We start from the raw sequence: 20123 nt of genomic DNA, 5'->3' as shown, positions 1-20123 counted from the left end.
CCACTATTGTCCCTGACCCATCCACTAACTTTTCCTGTAAAACTTCATGGCCTCCTCAAGGATGTCGCTGAACTCCAACCGGTCATTCAGTTCCGCAAGGTCGTCCACTGAAATAAGCTTGAGGACGTTCTCCTTGCAGGCGTCAACGCACGCCGGGATGATGCAGTCGGCGTCCATGCAGAGGGTGCATTTCTCTGCAGATCTCTTTTCAGGGTCCATGACTATCATGCCAACGGGACATGCCACCATGCAGAGCTTGCAGAGTATGCATGCGTCTTCATCGATTACAAGGGCCCCGTCAACCTCCCTTATGGCGCCAACAGGGCATATGCGTGCGCATGGTGCCTTTTCAGGGTGGCACTGGAGACAGAACACCGGCATCTTATTTCCCTTCTTTGCCCTTGCAGTTCCATGGGTGTTCCTGCATGCATTGATACAGTCATCGCAGCCACTGCACCTTGCCGGATCAAGAACCATCAGCATCTTCACAGGTACACCACCTACTCTGATGCGAGTTTCTCAAGGAAATCAGGTATCCCTGATGAGTCCCTTGGTCCTACAAGCACCCGCCATCCGGTATCATCCTCTATCTCACCACTTGCCGGTGCTACAAGGCCCGGTATGATGAGGACCTTGTTTTTAACCCTTTCCTCTATCCCGGTATCCTTTATGAGGTCAGCCACTGCAGGACCGTTGAGCTGGCCCCCTGCCAGGGAAACATCCACAGCCCTTCCCTCTGTGTCAAGGACAAGGAGGTAGGCTGTAACATCCCCTGACTTGAGGTCCCCCTCCACTGTATAGTATGTGAGGGAGAAGTTAGTTGTCAGTATAACAGGTGAATCCTCATCCACCTCTCCGAACTCATATACGCCAGGGTCGACGGTCTGCGGCTTCCTTGGATCAGTGTAGAGTCCCTGTCTGAGTGTTAAAAGGGGCATTAACTCCCATATCTCCGTGCCCCCCAGGATGAGGATGTCCGCGTACCTGTTCATGAGGGTTGCTGCCACCGTAGCCTCCCTTATGTTTTCCTCCACAGCATCCCCTTCTCCTGAGAGCCTTGAAAGTGCAGGTACCCCCAGGATCGGGAACCTGAAGTCTGCATCACGCTCCTCAACTGCAAGCCGCCTTATCATTACGAAGTTGTCAATTGTATCCCCTATTCCCTCACCCGTAAATGTGCCAGGGTCAAGGATAATGTCAGCAACGCCCATTGAACGAAGCTTCCAGGAGAGTCTCTTCATCCCTTCAAGGTCGCCCGGCGCAAAGAGGACGACGGGGCATTCATATTTAAGTGCGAGTTCTGCCATTTCATCCAGGTTCTCCTCTGTTGCAGCATAAATGATGGGTCTCTGGTCACCCACCACCCTGAGGGCTGCCTCCATTGCCTCAGGGTTGAAGCTGCACAGTAGGAGGGGATATCCCATTCCTCCAAGTCTTTCTGCCGCTTCAGCAAATTTTTCAGGGCTTCCTGACTTATTTCTCAGGGCTATTCCGTCAAGTGTCAGTGTTTCCCCTGTTCGTTCGAAGCTCAGTGTCTGGATATCCTCGGCCCTCCCCATGAATTCATCCTCTGGGAGATCATCCGGTAAGTCTATCACGAGGGCTGTGGGGTTGTAGTATGTGAGTTCATACCTATAGAGGACCTGATCCCCTCCTATAGTAACCTTCCTGTTTTCAGGGCCGAAGCTGATCTCTTTAACGGCCGGTGCAAGCAGCTCTTCAAGTTCCTGTCTTTCATCCCCGCTCAGCTGGGGGCAGTCATCGAGGGTTAGCTCCTTTTCAATGAGTTTTGTGGCAAATGCCATGCATGAAGCCTCATTACATTTACCACAGTTGCTCTTTGGCAGTAAACGATACACATCCATAGCAGTGACCTGCAATTTTAAAACCTCCTAATAATCCAGTTCTGTTATCCATTCCCTCAGGTCAGGTGTCTCTGCAGTCATGTATTCCCTTGTGAAGGTCTCCCCTATTTCCCTTAGAAGCTTCACGGATGTTGGGTGAAGCATCATGAATATGTCCACACCTGACAGCATCATAGTAAGTCCGGTTACAATCTCCCACAGCGGACCCCTGTAGTCGGTGGGTCCCCATTCATCCTTCTTCATCCATGCCTCCCTTGAACCCCAGGCATTGGTTGTCCCTGAGGACATTGGCATCTGCAGATCGGCGTCTCCCTTGAGGGCTGCAAGCCTCGTCCTTGTTATTACGTCTATGGAGAACTCTATACCGTAACCAAGTGCACATGTGGTGGGGTCCATGACAATGTCCTCCCTTGTAAGGCCCTCCTTCATGAGGTACCTGTTGAGGGTCTTCTGCATGTTAACGTCGGTGATGGCCCATGACAGGACGGCATGGTTGTAATCAATGGCCGCCCTTGCAACCTTCCTGTAATCAAGGTCAAGGTTCGCTGATGCCAGGAGGCACCTCTCACCCTCGGCGGCCTCCGCGGCCTTTTCAAGTACAAGAGGGTCCTTTTCAGGGTCTCCTGATCCTCCAATTACAAGGGGGACATCCACGGCCTGGAGGACCTCCTCAATGTCCCTTGCAGCGTCCCTTGGTGATTTGTCCATGACCTTTGGCCCTGTACCTATCAGGTGTATTGTGACCATGTTGGCACCGTACTCCTTCACAGCCTTCCTTGCCCAGTCACCCGGGTCCTCCATCACGTCACTGAAGTGTTCCCTTATCGGCCTTGGAAGTCCCGGCATTGGTATGTCAAATACATCGAAGGTTACGACTGGAGGGTTTGGCTGGGGCTCCTCAAACCTGTAAAGGGCCTTCTGACCTCCAAGGTAGACAGACTTTCTTGTTCCATCCCCCAGCTTTACCTGGGCAACTTCGCCTGGATAGGATCTTACTGGCGGGTTGAATTCTTCTTCAGGGAGTGCTTCAACCTTCTCCCTTACTTCAACCGTCTTCTGGATGGCCTGCTGGACTGCAGGCATCATGTAGAGTTCAAGTTCATCAACGTCCATCCTGAACTCCTTTATCTCAATGGATTTTGTGTTCTGAAGCAGCTTCAGAAGCTCCGTTAATTTATCCATAAACACACCTCTATAGATTTAGTATCCTTTCAGCCACCTTCTTTATGGCCCTGAATGATGCGGAATCTTCAGGTAATTCATAGAGTGGTTTTCCCTCCATATCATACTCTGATACCAGAGGGTCCTCGGGTATGACGCCTATAACCTCAATACCCTCCCTCTCCACGCCCTCTTTCAGTCTTTCAAGGTCCTCATCCCTTACCCTGTTGAGGACAAGGAATATCTCCCTGAAGCGTATTTCAAGCTGTTCTGAGAGTTCAAGTATTCTCCTTGCAGTCAGCACCCCCCTCTTTGAGGGGTCGGTTACAACTATCATGACGTCAACGTTCTGTGTTGTCCTCCTGCTGAGGTGTTCCAGACCTGCTTCCGTGTCAATTACGATGTAGTCGTAGTTACTGGCTATGTTCTCAATTATCTTTCTCAGCATTGTGTTAACAGCGCAGTAGCAGCCGCTTCCCTCGGGTCTGCCCATTACAAGGACGTCAAAGTCCTCTGTTTCAACTATTGATTCCATCACACGATAGTCAAGCATGTCCCATTTATTTGCTGATGGGGGTATCCTGCCCTCTGCGGTGTCCCTCTTAAGCTGTTCCCTGACATCACCCACCGTCCGGTCAACGGACACACCCAGGGCCTCTGGAAGATTTGAATCGGGGTCAGCATCTATTGCAAGGACATCTGCCCCTGTTGATGCAAGTATCCTTATAAGGGAAGCTGAAAACATTGTTTTTCCGGTTCCGCCCTTTCCACTGACTGCTATTATCACAGGATCACTCTTGACCTATTCACGTTTTATTATCACGCTTTCAGCGTAGATCTTGGCATTTTTGAGGATTATTCTGAATCCACCGGCAACTGGGACGCTCATTTCAGGGGATGAAACTACGGGTACTGTTGAGGGGGCCTCTTCCATGGTTATCTCTTCTGCCTCCTCCTCCTCTTCAGCCTCGGGTTCAGGTTCTGCAGCCGCCCTTTCAAGGACAGGGTGGCCCTTCTCCCTTAGGAACCTCCTGATCTCCTTTATGGATGTTGCATCCTCCTCGGTTGCTATCTTATCCCTGAGGTCCTCTGGAATGAATTCTATTAATGAATCCTTGAGTTCCTTTGGCATCCACACTATCCTTGAGTATCCTCCATCTGCCTGGAGGAATTTCGGTGACCTCATATATTCCAGGCTGAGGCCTGAGAATCCTTCAACCTGTTTTCCGCCGGAGCACTGGCCTGCCATCGCCGAGAATGGTATTCCCAGGGGTGTTTCTCCCCTGAAGTCCCTGTTCACTATACCTATACCGTCCAGTTCGGGTATGTAGAATGCCACTGCCTCGAAACATCCGCAGGATGTGTGGGGGTATCCGAATATGCTGTGAAGGTAGACCCTCTCTGTTGTTCCCTGTGAATGTTCTGCAACTGCAGCGTTAATGCCTTCATATTCTCCCTTCTCTGCGTCAAGCACTTCTCCCTTTTCAATCTCAAATATTGGTCCCTCAGGATCCATCTTGTATGCTGCCCTGCAGTCGAACCAGTTTATTGCTCCGCACAGGGCTGTTCTGTCTGGTGTCACTGCACATACATGGGTGGGTGCAAAGGACTGGCACATCAGACAGCCGTAAAAGACATCAACATCCTCGTCTGAGAGTTCCCTTGCCCTGGAGTCCCTTAAATCATATTTTTCCCTTGCGGTTTCAAGGAAGGATTCAACCTCCTTTTCATCTGTGATTATGGTCACGGATATTGACTCTATTATGGGGAATTCCTCCTTGAAGAGAACCGAGAGTGCCCTTGCAAGGTGTTCAAGTCTGAATCCTGCATCCCTGGCCTCTGTGCTTACACGGCACCATATCTGGTCCCTCTGGTTGAGGTGCATGAATCCCTTGACATAGTTGCAGAGCTCGTGGACCCTTCTTTCAATAACACCCTCAAGTTCCTCCTCAAGTTCCCCCCCACCTATCTCTATGCTTATGGCAAAGGGGTAGATCTGGCCCTGTTCCATTTCAGGGATGTCCGGCCCTATAACCTCTATCTTTCCATCCTCGACACTGTCCTTTACCTGAACCAGCTCGGCTCCTATTGATTTGGGGCCTGCCAGTTCAACGAACATGTTTGCTGATCTTATCCTTTCCCCCTCATGCATTGGACTTACATCAACGGGTATGTCTTCAAACATTGAATTCCTCCATCAATCTTCATGCATCTTTTCAAGGTATCTGAACCATTCCTCATCATCCATGTTAGGGAATGATGCATCTGCGTTTGAATGGAATGTTTTGCATATTGTGAGTGTCTTTATATGTGGTGCGAAGTGTTTCAGGGTTGACAGGCCCTGGGATGCGATGTAGTATATGCATCCTATGAATATCACGAGGTCATGCTGACCCTCACCCCTGACACCCCTCCATTCAGGGTCCTTCAGGAGGTTGGTTATCTCAACTATGCCGTAGGGCTCTGTTTCAACACCCCTCTCATTGAACACCCTGAAGGTGTCTGCAGTTGTTACAACAGGCAGATCCCACCTTTCCATTATCTTCAGTGTGTGGTCAAGTACTGGCTGGCGTTTTGCAAGGGGACCCACCACCATGAGGGGTCTCTTGGCCTTTTTAATCATCATTACGGCTGTTTCAGGGGTTACGAGCATTGCCTGCTTTGGCCCTGCTATAACCGTTGGCTGCCATGGTATTATACGGTCATTCATGGGATCACCCCTTCTCCATTTCCATAAGGGATGGTTCCTTTGGAACCTTCCTTGGCTTCCAGTTTTTCTCTTCAAGTATCTTCATCACGTCCTTCTTGTAGACTATCGGGATGTCCTTCTCTGTCCTTATGAACTTGTCGATGTCGTCAGGTATCGTGCCGAAGTACTTCCTGTGGAGGTCTATGTAGTTACTGAGTTTCATCTGGCGTCCCTTTGGGGTGTCCGTTGGCCTTATGCAGAGCTTTGCTATCATGACCGTGGCCTCCTCCCTGTTTTCTGCGGCGTAGAGGAGGTGTTCGGGGGCGGGTTCGCCGTCGATAACCTCTCCGGTTCTTAGATCGTTGAGTTTCCATTTTTCTTCATCATCGGCCCTTCCAAGGAATAATCTGCGGTATTTTGATCCGTGGGGTCCGAGTACTACAGGTATCCCCCACCTGTTGACACCTGTTGCTATTGCAGCCGCCTTCTGGGAGTATGCGCCCCATGCAACTCCACATGCACCGACACGGTTGAGTATGTAGTCTGCTATCTCCTCAAAGTTTCCCTCAAGGGGTTTCTGTGCGAATATGTTTGCTATCTTTATTGCGGCACCTGAAATGTGGGCATTTGAAACGCAGGACCCCATATTCACGAGTCCCTTTGCATCAAATTCTCCACCATATTTCTCATAGAGGGTCTGTCCGTCTTCATCCCGGTATTCGCCTATGGACATTGCACCGCAACCGGTTGTTACCACTATGTAGTTTCTCTCAAGGAACTCCTTTGCCATGAGGGCAACATCCTTTCCGCCCGCAGGGTAATTTGAGCACCCTACGAAGGCCACCACGCCAGGGATGTCGCCCAGTACTATGGGTGCCCCTACACGTCTTATTTCAACGTCCTGGGCAGGGCCCCTTCCTGCCCTTATTTTGTATTTCTCGTCCTTGACCCTTCTCTCACCGGCCTTTGTGACCATGGAGACTATGGGTATTCCCCTTTCGCATTCCTGTTCGCATCTTCCGCAGGTGTAGCAGAGCTCCTCAACCGCCATTTCCTCGAGCTGGCTGAGGTCTCCCTCTGCAGCCTTCTTCACAGCATCCATAACAGGCAGGCTGTTGGGGCATGCACGCTGGCACCAGCCGCAGTCGGTGCACTCTGATGCCAGTTCAATTATTTCCTCCACATCTGGAAGCTTCTTAAGGGGTTTTCTTTCCGGGGCGAGTTTAATTGCTGTTTTAACAGCCACTTCACCCACCTTTTCAGGGTCAAGGATGAGTGCACCCTTTATGTTTCCCTCGATGAGGTCCCTGACGATCCTATCAGGGTCCTCGTCTGTCATGTCCGGGAGGCCAAGGCACATCTTATCGGTTGTTGCAATCACCGCGGACCTGTTCTTGAGGGCCTCTTCAAGTACGTCCGTCCTTACGCACTGTTCGTCAACAACCACCACGTCTGCAACGCCGCTTCTTATGAACCGCAGCTGCTTTGACAGAGGTCCCACAACCTTGGCTGCATCGTTGTACCTTGTTATGTCGATGGCTGCGCAGCATATCCCGCAGACCTCCACATCCTCTTCAAGTCCCTTTTCATCAAGGTAGTCCACTATATCCGCACCAGGGAGTACATTGTGTCCTATGCAGAGGACAACCGGTTTTTCTGTGTCTATTGTCCCGAATCCGAGTTCAATGAGGGGTGCGTCCTCATCACCCTTTGGAAGGTCCAGGGCAACTATCTGGGCTAGATCCGCAGCCTCCCTTGCAAGGTCATCCATGAGGCCTGCATGGAATGCCTTTGATTCGAAGTCCTTGCTGTCACCCTCCTGTCCTGTGTGGCATGCTGATAGGAGGTGTGACATCTGCTCTTCAACGTAATCCATGACCTCCCTGAGGTCCCCCAGGGTCCGGGGTCTTTTACCCATGACTGTCCTTGTTATAGGGGCCTCTATATCCACATTCATGCCCAGGTCTATCTCATGGTCTTCCCCGAGTTTTTCTATGAGGTGTTCTAGGAGGTGCCTTGCGTGTCCTGCATGTGCTGCTGTCCCTATCAGGCATGCCAGGAGCACCGTTCTTGCCTGCTGGGTGGCTGCGTCTATACCGCAGGCTCCCTTCTTCCCCAGCAGTTCGCACTTACCATAGGTACACAGACAGCACATATCACAGAAGGGTGCATAGAAGGGTTCGTATCTTTCAAGGAGTTTCATGTCCCATGATCTGAGGTCAGTCACATGGGGCATGGGTTTAGGCCCCCTGACTTCCTCAGGGGGCTCCTCCTCTGTTATTACTTTTCCTATGGATATCTGGATGTTCTTAGCATCCCAGAAATCCCCTTTCAGGTCTTTGGCTTTTTTTGATTCAGGTGCCACATCTATCACCAGTATTACTAAATCCCGATTGGCAATTATTAATGATTTATAATGATGTTTTTCATTTTATGGAAAAGGTATATAAATTTTGTGTATTATGAGCAATAACATAAAATCCTCCTGATTTTTAATAATCCATCCCATCATCTCCTTAAGGTCTGTTTCCCCCTATAGATTTCAGAATACCTGCAGGGAGGGTCCCTTCACCTTCCTGCCCTCAGACTGATTATTACTGTAATATAAATTAAAAGAAAAAATAGTAATACTCATAATAAGCTTTATATTATATAAATCATGATATAGGTCATGGAAATCATAATAATAATTTAAAGGAGGCGAATATTTTGCATATCCCCGATGGTTTCATACCATTCCCCCAGTATCTCGTATACTGGATAATAGCCATTGTAGCCCTCTACTTCAGTCTGCAGTGGGCTAATAGAGATCTTAAAGAAAGACAGATTCCGCTATTTGCAGTTCTTGCAGCGGGAATCTTTGCAATACAGGCCATGAACATACCGATACCATGGGGTACCAGTGGCCATATGGTCGGAGCTGCCCTTGTTGCAATAGTCTTTGCAAGCCCATGGGCTGCCGTGCTCCTTCTATCGATAGTACTCATACTTCAGGGACTCATATTCGGTGACGGTGGAGTCACAGCCCTGGGTGCCAACATCTTTAACATGGGCATCATCGGTGGTTTCACAGGTTACTACCTATTCAGGGCAACTAAATCCATTGGAGAAGTTCCTGCAGTTTTGATAGCATCATGGGCATCCATATTCCTTGCTGCAATCGCCTGTGCAGTGGAAATGTGGATTGCAGGGACATTCCCGCTGAATGAAGGCCTTGCATTCATGGGACTGTACCATGCAGTCATAGGCCTCATTGAAGCCGCGATAACGGTCATCGTTGTCCTTGCAATAGAAAACGCCCGCCCGGATCTCTTCTCATTCAAGAGCTGGGGAAAACCAAAAGAGGTGGCTGCAGAATGAAAGCCAGAGACAAAAAGTTCCTGATTGGCGGCCTCATAATCGCCCTGGTGATAGCTGTCCTTGCACCATTCCTTGCCTCTTCAAACCCTGACGGACTTGAGAGCACTGCTGAAAAGCTTATGCCAAACCCTGAAACCGAGCCCGTTCTTGAGTCACCCCTCCCTGATTACACATTACCTGCGCTGGGTGACAGTCCCCTTGGAGGGGTTATATCACTCGTCCTGGGCACAGTCCTCGTCCTTGGAGTTGCATATGGAATAGGTGCCATATTCAAGGGTGATGCAGGCGAAGAGGGAAATGAGAGTTCGGAGGATTAAAATCCTCCATTTTTTTCTACAGGGGAAGTTGAATGGAAGACCTTGTAAACATTGAAAGGGAAACACTCAAGGAAAGCCCCGTCCATGGACTTGATGGACGGGTGAAGCTCATCATAACATTCATGATAATAGTCTATGCTGTTGGAACCAGCAATATCCTTATTCTTGCCATCATGGAAGTTTACCTTCTCACATTGATATTCATCTCAAATGTATCCCTTTCCTATGCTATTAAACGTCTTATCCTCATACTGCCCTTCGGGGGCTTCATAGCCCTATTCCAGCCCTTCATAAGGCCCGGTGATGTTATATGGGCAGGTCCCCTAGGACTCCAAATCACCATGCAGGGACTCAATTTTGGATTGCTTCTACTCTCCAAGATCACCGTGAGTGTAACAGCGGTGATACTCCTATCCTCAACAACATCCATGCAGGAACTTGTTGGTTCGGCCAGGAGGATAGGGGTACCCGCGGATCTCGCCATGCTCCTCAACCTCACCGTAAGGTACCTGTTCTTCTTCTACGATGAACTGGAACGTATAAGGAACGCCCAGAAAACAAGATGCTTCGACATATGGAATGAAAGAACACCCTACAGGTGGAGGCTGCGGAAGGTCGGTGAAACCATCGCCATGATGTTCCTTAGGGCATATGAACAGGGCGAAAAGGTTTACCTCGGCATGCTGAGCCGGGGTTACAGCCCTGAAAGCAGGATGTACACCATACACTCCAGGATCAGCAGGGGTGATGTGATATTCATAGCAGTGAACATTTTCCTCCTTGCAGCCCTCTACCTGATCCAGCCGGCCGCCGGATAACAGAGAGTGAACATTCCCCGGCACCGATCCAGGCAAAAAATGAAACTTCCAGTGATGCCAGTATGATAGAAATAAAGGACCTCAGCTACAGTTACCCTGACGGCATCCCTGCCTTAAAGACATAAACCTCAGGATAAAGAAGGGGGAGCGAGTTGCTGTGATAGGACCCAACGGTGCCGGTAAATCAACGCTCCTTCTGCACCTCAACGGTATACTGAAACCCAAAGAGGGCAGCATCCTTATTGATGGGGCTGAAATTGACTACAGCAAGGATGGACTGATGAAACTCCGTCAGAGGGTGGGTATAGTATTCCAGAACCCTGATGACCAGCTATTTTCACCCACCGTGTTTGAAGACATGGCATTCGGACCGGTGAACCTTGGACTTGACGATGATGAAGTTGAGAGACGGGTCAGGGGATCCCTTGAAAGGGTTGGTATGGGTGGATATGGGGACCGGCCCCCACACCACCTCAGTGGCGGTGAGAAGAAGAAGATTGCAATTGCAGGTATCCTTGCAATGAAGCCTGAAATAATGGTTCTTGATGAGCCAACCGCCGGACTTGACCCCCAAGCAGCCGATGACATCATCGACACACTCCTTGAGCTTGGCAGGGATGGGATAACCGTTATCATCTCCTCCCATGATGTTGAAATAATAAGCCAGTTTGCAGAACGAATAATCGTACTGAACGATGGTCGGCTAATTGCCGATGGGGGGTCTGAAGAGATACTCAGCCGCCCTGAAATCATCAGAAGAGCGAATCTCAAGCTTCCAAAGACTGCCGACCTCATGAACCGCCTCAGGAATGCTGGATTCAGGGTTGATGTTAAATTAACAGTTGAGGATGCATACCACGAACTCCTCCATACCCTTGGAGAAAAGAAGTACCATGAACTCCTCCATGTCCTAGGGGAGGAGAGGCAGCATGAACTCATCCACCTGCTTGGAGAAGAAAAATACCATGAACTTCTACATGCACTGAAAAAAGATTAAATTTTGAACTTCAGTCACATCATCTAAAAAGACTAAAGCTTCGGCTCCAGTCTCTTTATCATGAATGCCATGAAGCCCACCAGGAGCGGGAAGAGGAAGAGGTATATGAGTATGATGGCCATGGGTGGTAGAACCGGTCCCATAACCGTTGATGCTGCAAGGAGCATGACAAGGAATATAACAGGGCCCAGGATGGCCAGGAACATGTAGATCATTGTAAAGGAGTTCAGTTTCTGGGAGTAATCCTTGAGCTTCATCCTCATTTCATATGCTATATCATCTGCAATTACATTGAGGGTCTTTGAAAGGTCACCACCACTGTTAAGTGTCCTTGTAATCTGGTAAACAGCCCTCTTAAGACCATCCGATTCTATCCGGTTACTCATCTCAATAAGGGCGTTCTCGGTTGTCTCACCGTATTTGATTTCCTCCAGTGTCCTTGCAAACTCCTCAGAAAGAGCCCCGTAACCTGACATTGCAACCGACCTCATGCTGTCATGCAGCCCCAGCCCTGACTTGAGTTCAGTTGCCATCTGACGGAGGGCGAAGGGGAGCTCCCTTGATGCTTCAGTGGAACGTTTTCCCTTCCGAAGGTTGGGGAGAAATATCATGATCATGGCCATGAAAAGGACCGCCATCATCACCGCAAGTCCTATTTCTATTCCAAAACCAAGGATGACCATCACGACCAGTAGAATGGCGCCGGAACACCCTCCAAGTATCATGATGAGTTTGGGGTCCAGCTGTTCCTTCTCCTCCTCCCTGAGAAGTTCCTCAAGGGAAGCCCTCTGATATGTCTCCCGGGTAACAGAATCCTCCCTTTCCTCGAGTCGTTTATCGGCCTCTATAAGCCCCTTGAATACTTCTATCTCCTCAGGAGTCATTTTCATTCGACTTATAGGCCTTAAAGATCCCCTTTTACCCAGGAACCCCTTTTTTGGGGAAAATTTTCCTTTGAAAAGTCCTCCTCCTGATCCAGATCCTCTCCCGAATACTCTTCCCGGTTTTCCTACCGGAGGTTTGGGGGGCTTTATCTCACTGATCTTCTGGACTGGTTTCTGAACACCCTCCCCAACCTTCTTTGAGGATTTAAGGGTCAGTCCGCCCAGTTTATCAAATAAGTCCTTGATGGATGCCATGATATCATCGCTCTAGAGAATGCTGTCCAGGACACCGTCAGGGTCCCTGTAGTACTCGTTTATGTAATGCCCCACCTCATCGATTGACCTTATGTTCTCATCAGCCATGTATTCAAGAACAAGTCTTCTCCTCTCGATCTCCTCTTCAATCTCGTTTATGCTGATGGCCCTGAGTTCAGCTATCTCCCTGAGGGTCTGGCTTGCTATTCCAACATATTCAACCTTGTCTGTTACACTGTTCCACTCGAAGACCCTGTTGAGCTGGACGTTGCCCTCCTCCATACCCACAACCTCGGCAACCTCAGTTATCCTCCTTATGGAGCCTCCCTCAGGCCTGTACATCCTGTTCTGCATTATAATGAAGTCCAGGGCAGGTATCATTATCCTCGGCACATTCATCGGAGGGTTTATGAGACGGGTTATGGTCTCCCTCGCCGTGTTGGCGTGGAGCGTTCCGAATCCACTGTGCCCTGTGTTAAGGGCTGTGAAGAGGGTTATGGCTTCACTGCCCCTGACCTCACCGACAATCACCCTGTCGGGCCTCTGACGGAGGGAGTTCTTAACCAGGGTGTCCATGTCAAGTTCACCCTTACCCTCAATGTTGGGTGGTCTTGTCTCCATCCTTAGGACATGGGTGTGAGGGAGCTGAAGTTCAAGGGTGTCCTCAATTGTTATGATTCGCTCGGTTGGGGGTATGAATGCTGATACCGTGTTGAGGGTGGTTGTTTTACCTGAACCGGTACCCCCTGCGACTATTGCGTTGCAGGGTTTGACACCAAGTCCATCTGTGCACACCCAGAGGAATGCCGCCAGATGAGAGGACATTGTCTTGAAGTTTATAAGGTCAACAACCGTGAAGGGGTCCTTCCTGAACTTTCGGATGGTGAGTGTGGAGCCATCAGGAGAAACCGGGGGAATTGTTGCATTGATCCTTGAACCATCAGGTAGCCTTGCATCAAGTATCGGTGTCTGCTGGTCAATACGTCTGTTTACCTGCCTTGCAATGAGGTCTATGATGGCCCTTATATCATCGTCCTCCTTGAAGACGACGTTTGTCAGCATCATCCCCATTTTACGGTGGTAGACAAATACTGGCTTGTTGACACCGATTACCATGATCTCCTCAAGGTCATCGTCCTTGATGAGGGGGTCAAGTTCACCGTATCCAAGCATCTCCTGGGAGATCTGCTTGGCAAGTTTATCAACATTGCGAACCCCCTTCATTTTAAGGAATTCCTTAACCTCCCCCATGAAGGTGGATTCATCGATCCTGAAGTCCTCCCCCTTGGATACGGCAACTTCAACGAGTTTTTCACGTATCTCATTGAGGAGTTCCCTTTCCTTCTCAGAGAACTTTGGAAGTGAGACCTTATATTTTGGTATGAGATCCCCCTCTATGATCTCAACATCCTTTATAGCTGGACCTCGCGGTACGGGCTTCGGTGATGGTTTTTCAAGCACCTTTTCAACCTTAAATGATGATTCATCTTCCTTTGAAGGTTTTTCTTCCTTATGAGATGTCTCATCATCTGCTGCAAATTCTCCAAGAATCTCCCTGAGAATTTCCTTCCTTTTATCCCTCATGTTATCTAAAGATTAATATGTGTAGAATAATATTTAAGGATATGTCAGTTTACTGCCCTGTCTGTGGTGAGGTCCTTGATGGCTGTGATGCAATCATAAGAAAAATCGAAGGATTATATGATCCATGCCCGCTATGCACTCCCCCTGGACTGAGCAGGTTCAGGTCCCTTATGGACCAGGTGCAGGGTTCAGGGGAAGTCTGCGGGTGTGGAAGGAGGCACCTTGACTCTGTCATGGCGGATGTCTGCAGTATAATGATATCCTCTGGACTTATTGGCCCTGATTCCAGTCTCAGGGATGCTGGCGTGCCCCTCATAACACCTGCATTTCCACTCGGTTCGCCGCCGTTTCTTCCTGAAAAATCTCTTGTTCTCCTATCACCAAAGGTTGACCGTGAAACGGCCAGAGAAATACTGAAGGAAGTTCCTGAGGTGAAGGGTGTTATGAGGGGTGACCCTGGGAAAACTCCGGGGATCTTCAACTCCAGGGCAACCCCCCATGTCTATGAACTCCTTGCTGGCTGTGATATGAGATGTGACTTCATGAAGACTCCCTCTGGAGGTTTATGCATATACCGGAGGCAGAGCAGACTCCATATTGAGTTCCCATCCCATGAAAATCCAAAGATAAATGCTGTTGCCAGGGAACTGGAATCCAGCACGCCAGAAAGTGTTGTTGATGCAACCTGCGGTCCCGGCACCCTTGGAATATTCTCACTGCTCTCAGGGGTTGGAAGGGTTGTTTTTAATGATCTATGGGGCGATGCATGTGATATGACACGCCTGAACCTTGAGGTCAATGGATTCAGTTCTGCCAGGAAGACAGGAGGAAGATCCTTCAGCATATACAATATGGACATAAGGGACCTCCCCGATGTCCTTGATGAAAGGTTCGACCTCTGCATCATCGACCCCTTCCCTGGTGCTGACCTCAAAGAATTCGCAGAAGCCGCCAGAAAACTTGCAGAAAGGATTCTGATAATACAGTGAATAAAGCCAGCTTCAACCGTTTCAAATTAAAGCTGAAGGTACCCCCCAATGGACTGCCTGTCACCCCCTTTAAATCCCTGTATAGATGATGATGGCCGGTATGATGAGTACACCCATGAGGTGTGATTTGCTCACCCCCACAGAGTGTGGAAGAAGACCGAAGGCTGTTGATGCTATGAGGGTGGCTGCAATGAATGGGATGCTTGCACCCTCCTTTAAGGTGAAGAAGAGGATGGATCCCACCATGAATATCATGACATAAACCGATATCCTCCCATAATCCACCACCCCCATCACCCGGCAGATATAATCCCCTGCCCTGAGTGCTATGATTGATGCTGCTGAAACAGCCAGGAGTGAAGCTGATATGAAGAGCATCAGATGGGCGGTGTCCACCCCCTGAATTATCTGGGAGATGTAGACCGCGATTCCGCTTCTGGGATTACCTATAAGGTAGAGTGTAAGTAGCGAGAATAGTGCGTCCGATGTGTTAAGACCGCTCAGTGCAACAATGAATGTTTCAGGAGAATCTTCTCTTGCCCCTGCAAGTGACTGTGCCAGTATTCCGCCCTGTGCCGGTCCGAAACCAGGGAGAAATCCAAGTAGTGTTGATGCAAGTCCACCTGCAGCCACCGCCCTTAAAATTTTTCCATCAACAGTCACTCCCTCGAATTTTCCCTGTTCCGGTATGGATGGTTTCGAACCCAGACTGTAAAGGATTGTGCTGAGGCCGAAAAACCCTGTGAAGAGTGTCATGAGCCCAAGACCAGGGGATAATGGTGTGCTGAACACCTGAAGCCCCATCAGACCTGAAAACATAAAAAGAATCACTGCCCAGAGCATGGATTCATAGTTCCTGCTGAGGGTTATCAGCATGTAAAGCGAAACAAGAACAAGTAAAATCCACATGTAAGGTTTTATAAGTCCATAGAGTGGTGGGAGTACAATGAAAAGTGGGTGTAACATGATTAAGGTCAGTATAATGCCGCCGGCAGCGCCGATGGTTGCAAGCCTCATGGCCTCCATGGCCCTTCCCTCAAGGACCATACGGTGGCCCGGTAGAACCGAAAGTGCGGTCCCATCATCAGGCACTCCCAGAAGCAGGGAGGGTATGAACTCAAGGAGTGCGTGTGTCACAGAGAGAGATAATAAAAAAACAGCAAGAAATTCTGGTGAAAATAAGCCAAGGATGTATGATGCTGATGAAAAAGCAAAGGCTCCCACGGTGTTGACATGGACCCCAGGGATAAGGCCTGTTAGTACTCCCACCAGAATTCCAAGAAAACAGGCAAGAAGGATATCGAGTATCCCCATCACCATAAAGGTCTACATTAACCTTCTAACATCAGTTACTTCTATGTTGCTTATTCCTTCAATGCCTGCAAGGTTCTCCTCTGCGGCCTCTGTTCCTCCCTCAGCGTCATCAACAACGACCATCACATTGAGGGCCACAAGACCGAATGCTATGGGCTCCTCATCTATCCTGTGAAGCTCTGTGCCCTCGGGTATCCTTGCCCTGACCTCCTTCTTGAGGGCTTCAAGGTCAACTTCAGGGCTTTCTGGCATTAACTTTATTGTTGCTACTACCTCTCCCATGAAATACCTCCAGAATTTAGTATTAATTTAATACATATTTATATCTTATTATGGCCCTTCGAAGCCACACTTGCACCTGTAGGTGTGTCCGAAGGTCCTGCACTTCTGGCACCTGTAGATCATCTCACCGCACATTGGACATTCAAATTTCACGTATGTCTCAACCAGAGGTATCTCCTGTTTACAGGATGTGCATTCCATCTTGGTCATCTAATCACCTCTTATAACTGTACATATTCCGGCTGAAGCACCTGCCCTTAAAATGGATAGCACCCTGGACGGATATTTCCCATTCACAACGTAACAATCAGATTTGAATTTAATTAGAAGTTCAGGTAGTGCTTCATCCACTGATGTCTCACCAAAAGATAGTAAGTCTTTAGCACTTATATCATTTATAAGTTTAGCATCACTGGCAGGTGGTCTTTCAGTATATATACCATCTACATCAGTTGCTATTAAAAGTTTCGCTCCAAGCATGTGGGCCACTGCAAGTGAAAGGGAATCAGAAGTAACCCTCCATGAATGTTCAGCAGGATCCGTGTAGCGTAGAAGCTGGGAGGGTAAAAGAACTGGAGTAAAACCATCATCTATAGCATTTCTGCATTCCTGGAGGGTTCTAACGGTCCTGGAAGAATCCACAAGGTCTGATAGAAGCCTTCCTGTAATATCCATGCACAGAATAGCCGCTTCATGAGTAGCGGATGCAGAGAATCCCTTCCTTTCATCATGGTGTCTCACCATATCAGCAAAGTCTCCGCCGCCACAGATCACCACAGATTCCTCCCCCTCAGTTTTTCAAGTAGAACCGCTGCATGATCCGGGAAGAGGCTGCCGCCTATCTTCACAACCCATTCCATGGAATCACCTGCTCATAGCAGCTTAAGCTCCCCTGTTATCCTGTCTATTCTCTCATCAGTGTCAGGCCCTATGCCCAGACATGTTACTGTTCCTGCAGGTATCTGGGTATGGCCTGCATCACGCACAAGGTAGTGTGAAATGTCCGTCCTCCGGACAGCCTCATATATCTCCATCAGTTCTTCAAGGCCGGGTACCGAGAGTACAACCTTTTTTGAGCCTTCCATCTCCCATTCTCTTATTTTATCAGGGTCTGTTTTTTTGTATGATCCTATAGAAGCGTGACATGCCTGAGCAGCGATTTTACCTCTGCCCATTCCAAGATCTGACCTTACTATTATGACCTGTTTCATTTTCACACCTGTGGCGGTTTTATATTGATCATGACTAATAACGATTTCCACCATCCACCCCATCTGGAACTTGATGACCTTCATATGACCCGTGCGGTGCCGGTGCTAACCCATGAGAAAGAGCCGGTCTGTATCATGGTTACAGTGAAGTTCATGGTACCGGTGGAGCAGAGAATCGGGAGGGGAATGGAAAATAATGCTGAAAAAACGATAAATTTAAATACTATGGATTTAAATATAAAACTGAGGTGATATTATGGCCGAATTACCTATAGCACCAGTTGGGAGAATAATAAAAAATGCCGGTGCCCAGAGAATAAGTGATGATGCAAGAGAAGAACTTGCAAGGGTCCTTGAAGAAGAGGGCATGAAAATTGCAAGAGAAGCAGTTAAACTTGCAAAACACGCCGGCAGAAAAACCGTGAAGAAATCAGACATCGAACTGGCCGTTAAAAAAGTATAAATGGCCAGATTTTTCTTATTTTATTCTTATTTTCCATTAACCCTCCTCAGCCATAGGCAATTTTTATTAAGCACCACCACCATAATCAGTTCACTGATTCTAACTTCTCACGGTGATAAAATTGACCAGGATTTCAATACTTGACCATGACAGGTGTCAGCCAAAGAAATGTAATTACGTGTGCATAGACTACTGCCCTGGAGTGAGGATGGGTGAGGACACGATAACGGTGGATGAAAAAACAAAGAAACCATTGATATCAGAGGAACTCTGCTCGGGGTGCGGTATATGTACCAAGAGATGCCCCTTCAACGCGGTTAGTGTAATAAATCTTCCGGAAGCCCTTGAAAACCCCGTGCACCGTTACGGTCAGAACCTCTTTGAACTCTTTGGACTGCCCTCTGTAAGCGAGGGTGACGTTGTGGGACTCATGGGCCCCAACGGTATAGGTAAATCAACCATAATAAGGATACTCTCGGGTGAACTTAAGCCCAATCTTGGTAACTTCCAGGACCCGCCGGAATGGGACGAGATAATAAGCTATTTCAGGGGCTCGGAGCTCCAGAACTACTTCAGGAACCTCAGTGAAGGTAACGTGAAGGTGGTTCATAAACCACAGATGGTTGACAGGATCCCCCGTTACGTTAAGGGGCGTGTTGAGGACCTGCTGCTGAGCATAGGATCAGAACGGACAGACGAGGTCATAGAAGCCCTCGAGATCGGGGGTATAATGAAACGTGACATTTCAAACCTGAGTGGAGGAGAACTTCAGAGCGTGGCGATTGCCGCCGCAGCCCTTCGTGAAGCAGACTTCTACTACTTTGATGAACCAACATCCTGGCTTGACGTCCGTCAGAGGCTGAATGCAGTCAGGGTTATAAGGTCCCTTGCAGATGCTGGTAAAGCCGTGATGGTAATAGAGCATGACATGGCCGCCCTGGATGCAATGTCAGACTATGTGCATATACTCTACGGTAAACCCGGAGGATATGGGATTGTATCAAACAGGAGGGGCGTCCGTGTTGGTATAAACACATACATAAAGGGTTTTCTGAGGGAAGAAAACGTGAGGTTCAGGAGAGAGGCTATTGAATTCAAGGTCAAGCCCCCAAGGGTCAGTGATGAGGGAGATGTCCTTGCAGAGTACTCCTCAATGAAGAAGTCATACCCTGAATTCAGCCTTGAGGTTGATGAGGGGACAATATACTTCAACGAGATCATAACAGCCTTCGGCCCCAACGGTATCGGTAAAACAACCTTTGCAAAGATCCTTGCAGGGGTTGAGAAGCCGGACACAGGGAAGGTTAAGAAGAATATAAAGATATCCTACAAGCCCCAGTATCTCTCCTCAGACTACCCGGGTACGGTGGATGAGTTACTCTATGAAAAGGCTCCGGGATACGGTTCAAACATATTCAAGAGCGAAATAATGAAGCCATTCAACCTTGAGGAAATCCTTGATAAGAAAGTTGAGGAGCTGAGCGGGGGTGAACTCCAGAGGCTTGCCGTTGCAGTCACACTGTCACAGGAGGCTGATCTTTATGTCCTCGACGAACCAACAGCATTCCTTGATGTTGAACAGCGCCTGATGGCTGCAAAGGCCATAAGGAGGATAGTAGAGGGACGGAATTCATCTGCAATGGTCATAGATCATGATATAATATTCATCGACTATGTCTCTGACAGGGCCATGGTATTCAGCGGTAAACCCGGTTTTAATGGTCATGCAGGAAGCCCGACAGAGCTGAGGGAAGCCATGAACCGTTTCCTGATGGAGGTGGGGATAACCTTCAGAAGGGACAAGGAGACCAGAAGGCCCAGGGTTAATAAGATCAACAGTTTCCTCGACAGAAAGCAGAAGGAGCTCGGGGAGTATTATTACCTCAAGGCCGAATAACTAATTTCTATTTTCAGGGTGAGAAATGTTCAATATG

General features: G+C 48.7%; 21 protein-coding genes and 1 pseudogene. 8 read left to right on the top strand and 14 right to left on the bottom strand.

Annotated elements, in window-relative coordinates; genetic code table 11:
- Window positions 1-24 precede the first annotated feature (24 nt).
- From FZP57_RS01165 to cdhA, 7 genes are read right to left on the bottom strand one after another with little or no spacing between them, the layout of a single operon-like run.
- On the bottom strand, window positions 25-483 hold the full coding sequence (locus tag FZP57_RS01165; RefSeq protein WP_202879483.1) for a 4Fe-4S dicluster domain-containing protein: 459 nt from the start codon (window positions 481-483) through the stop codon (window positions 25-27).
- A 17-nt stretch (window positions 484-500) separates the two neighbouring features.
- Window positions 501-1880 carry an acetyl-CoA decarbonylase/synthase complex subunit gamma gene (acsC, locus tag FZP57_RS01160; protein WP_074358405.1) on the bottom strand — a complete coding sequence of 460 codons (1380 nt, stop codon included), beginning with the start codon at window positions 1878-1880 and terminating at the stop codon, window positions 501-503.
- 12 nt (window positions 1881-1892) lie between these two features.
- On the bottom strand, window positions 1893-3047 hold the full coding sequence (gene cdhD / locus FZP57_RS01155) for a CO dehydrogenase/acetyl-CoA synthase subunit delta (RefSeq protein ID WP_074358404.1): 1155 nt from the start codon (window positions 3045-3047) through the stop codon (window positions 1893-1895).
- Window positions 3048-3057: 10 nt separating this feature from the next.
- Window positions 3058-3813, bottom strand: coding sequence for an AAA family ATPase (locus FZP57_RS01150; protein ID WP_074358403.1), 756 nt, complete (start codon window positions 3811-3813; stop codon window positions 3058-3060).
- Between the two features lie 15 nt (window positions 3814-3828).
- Entirely contained in the window at window positions 3829-5211 is a 1383-nt protein-coding gene (cdhC, locus tag FZP57_RS01145; protein WP_074358402.1) for a CO dehydrogenase/CO-methylating acetyl-CoA synthase complex subunit beta, read from the bottom strand.
- Window positions 5212-5223: 12 nt separating this feature from the next.
- Window positions 5224-5736 carry a CO dehydrogenase/acetyl-CoA synthase complex subunit epsilon gene (gene cdhB, locus FZP57_RS01140; RefSeq protein WP_074358401.1) on the bottom strand — a complete coding sequence of 171 codons (513 nt, stop codon included), beginning with the start codon at window positions 5734-5736 and terminating at the stop codon, window positions 5224-5226.
- A gap of 4 nt (window positions 5737-5740) precedes the next feature.
- Window positions 5741-8089: a CO dehydrogenase/acetyl-CoA synthase complex subunit alpha gene (cdhA, locus tag FZP57_RS01135; protein WP_084531115.1), complete on the bottom strand. Its 2349-nt coding sequence runs from the start codon at window positions 8087-8089 to the stop codon at window positions 5741-5743.
- 335 nt (window positions 8090-8424) lie between these two features.
- On the opposite strand from cdhA, the gene cbiM reads away from it, so the two are divergent.
- The 4 genes and pseudogenes from cbiM (at window position 8425) to FZP57_RS01115 (ending at window position 11207) form a co-directional block, all read left to right on the top strand.
- Window positions 8425-9075 (top strand): cobalt transporter CbiM, encoded by a 651-nt coding sequence (cbiM, locus tag FZP57_RS01130; protein ID WP_074358399.1) that lies wholly within the window; start codon window positions 8425-8427, stop codon window positions 9073-9075.
- Window positions 9072-9392 (top strand): PDGLE domain-containing protein, encoded by a 321-nt coding sequence (locus FZP57_RS01125; RefSeq protein WP_074358398.1) that lies wholly within the window; start codon window positions 9072-9074, stop codon window positions 9390-9392. Before cbiM ends, FZP57_RS01125 begins: the two co-directional genes overlap by 4 nt.
- 32 nt (window positions 9393-9424) lie before the next feature.
- Window positions 9425-10210 carry a cobalt ECF transporter T component CbiQ gene (gene cbiQ, locus FZP57_RS01120; RefSeq protein WP_074358397.1) on the top strand — a complete coding sequence of 262 codons (786 nt, stop codon included), beginning with the start codon at window positions 9425-9427 and terminating at the stop codon, window positions 10208-10210.
- 62 nt (window positions 10211-10272) lie between these two features.
- Window positions 10273-11207: pseudogene (locus FZP57_RS01115) on the top strand (energy-coupling factor ABC transporter ATP-binding protein).
- Between the two features lie 32 nt (window positions 11208-11239).
- On the opposite strand, the gene FZP57_RS01110 reads toward FZP57_RS01115, so the two are convergent.
- Complete coding sequence (locus FZP57_RS01110) at window positions 11240-12346, bottom strand: type II secretion system F family protein (RefSeq protein ID WP_191216347.1); 1107 nt, start codon at window positions 12344-12346, stop codon at window positions 11240-11242.
- A gap of 12 nt (window positions 12347-12358) precedes the next feature.
- Window positions 12359-13930 (bottom strand): ATPase, T2SS/T4P/T4SS family, encoded by a 1572-nt coding sequence (locus tag FZP57_RS01105; RefSeq protein ID WP_191216346.1) that lies wholly within the window; start codon window positions 13928-13930, stop codon window positions 12359-12361.
- Between the two features lie 41 nt (window positions 13931-13971).
- On the opposite strand from FZP57_RS01105, the gene FZP57_RS01100 reads away from it, so the two are divergent.
- The gene (locus tag FZP57_RS01100) at window positions 13972-14919 is read left to right on the top strand and encodes a hypothetical protein (RefSeq protein ID WP_238337939.1); all 948 of its coding nucleotides are present in this window, start codon (window positions 13972-13974) and stop codon (window positions 14917-14919) included.
- A 69-nt stretch (window positions 14920-14988) separates the two neighbouring features.
- Here FZP57_RS01100 and FZP57_RS01095 read toward each other — a convergent pair whose 3' ends face one another.
- The 5 genes from FZP57_RS01095 to pth2 all read right to left on the bottom strand — a co-directional run bounded on the left by FZP57_RS01095 (window position 14989) and on the right by pth2 (window position 17726).
- Window positions 14989-16227: a tripartite tricarboxylate transporter permease gene (locus FZP57_RS01095; protein ID WP_191216564.1), complete on the bottom strand. Its 1239-nt coding sequence runs from the start codon at window positions 16225-16227 to the stop codon at window positions 14989-14991.
- 18 nt (window positions 16228-16245) lie between these two features.
- Window positions 16246-16515, bottom strand: a complete 270-nt coding sequence (locus FZP57_RS01090; RefSeq protein WP_074358395.1) for an elongation factor 1-beta — start codon at window positions 16513-16515, stop codon at window positions 16246-16248.
- A gap of 48 nt (window positions 16516-16563) precedes the next feature.
- On the bottom strand, window positions 16564-16725 hold the full coding sequence (locus FZP57_RS01085) for a zinc finger domain-containing protein (protein ID WP_010877306.1): 162 nt from the start codon (window positions 16723-16725) through the stop codon (window positions 16564-16566).
- A complete protein-coding gene (locus FZP57_RS01080) occupies window positions 16726-17292 on the bottom strand; it encodes a delta 1-pyrroline-5-carboxylate synthetase (RefSeq protein ID WP_238337938.1) in 567 nt (188 codons plus the stop codon). It lies immediately after the preceding gene.
- Between the two features lie 95 nt (window positions 17293-17387).
- Window positions 17388-17726: an aminoacyl-tRNA hydrolase gene (gene pth2, locus FZP57_RS01075; RefSeq protein WP_074358392.1), complete on the bottom strand. Its 339-nt coding sequence runs from the start codon at window positions 17724-17726 to the stop codon at window positions 17388-17390.
- 30 nt (window positions 17727-17756) lie between these two features.
- On the opposite strand from pth2, the gene FZP57_RS01070 reads away from it, so the two are divergent.
- From FZP57_RS01070 to FZP57_RS01060, 3 genes are all read left to right on the top strand, one after another.
- Complete coding sequence (locus FZP57_RS01070) at window positions 17757-17978, top strand: hypothetical protein (protein ID WP_191216344.1); 222 nt, start codon at window positions 17757-17759, stop codon at window positions 17976-17978.
- 4 nt (window positions 17979-17982) lie between these two features.
- Complete coding sequence (locus FZP57_RS01065) at window positions 17983-18189, top strand: histone family protein (protein ID WP_191216343.1); 207 nt, start codon at window positions 17983-17985, stop codon at window positions 18187-18189.
- A 121-nt stretch (window positions 18190-18310) separates the two neighbouring features.
- A complete protein-coding gene (locus tag FZP57_RS01060; protein WP_191216342.1) occupies window positions 18311-20086 on the top strand; it encodes a ribosome biogenesis/translation initiation ATPase RLI in 1776 nt (591 codons plus the stop codon).
- Window positions 20087-20123 lie beyond the last annotated feature (37 nt).

This window comes from Methanothermobacter sp. THM-1 (assembly GCF_009914355.1).
GTDB lineage: Archaea > Methanobacteriota > Methanobacteria > Methanobacteriales > Methanothermobacteraceae > Methanothermobacter > Methanothermobacter wolfei.
Note: the sequence above shows the minus strand (reverse complement) of the source record. Positions and strands in the feature narration are given on the sequence as shown.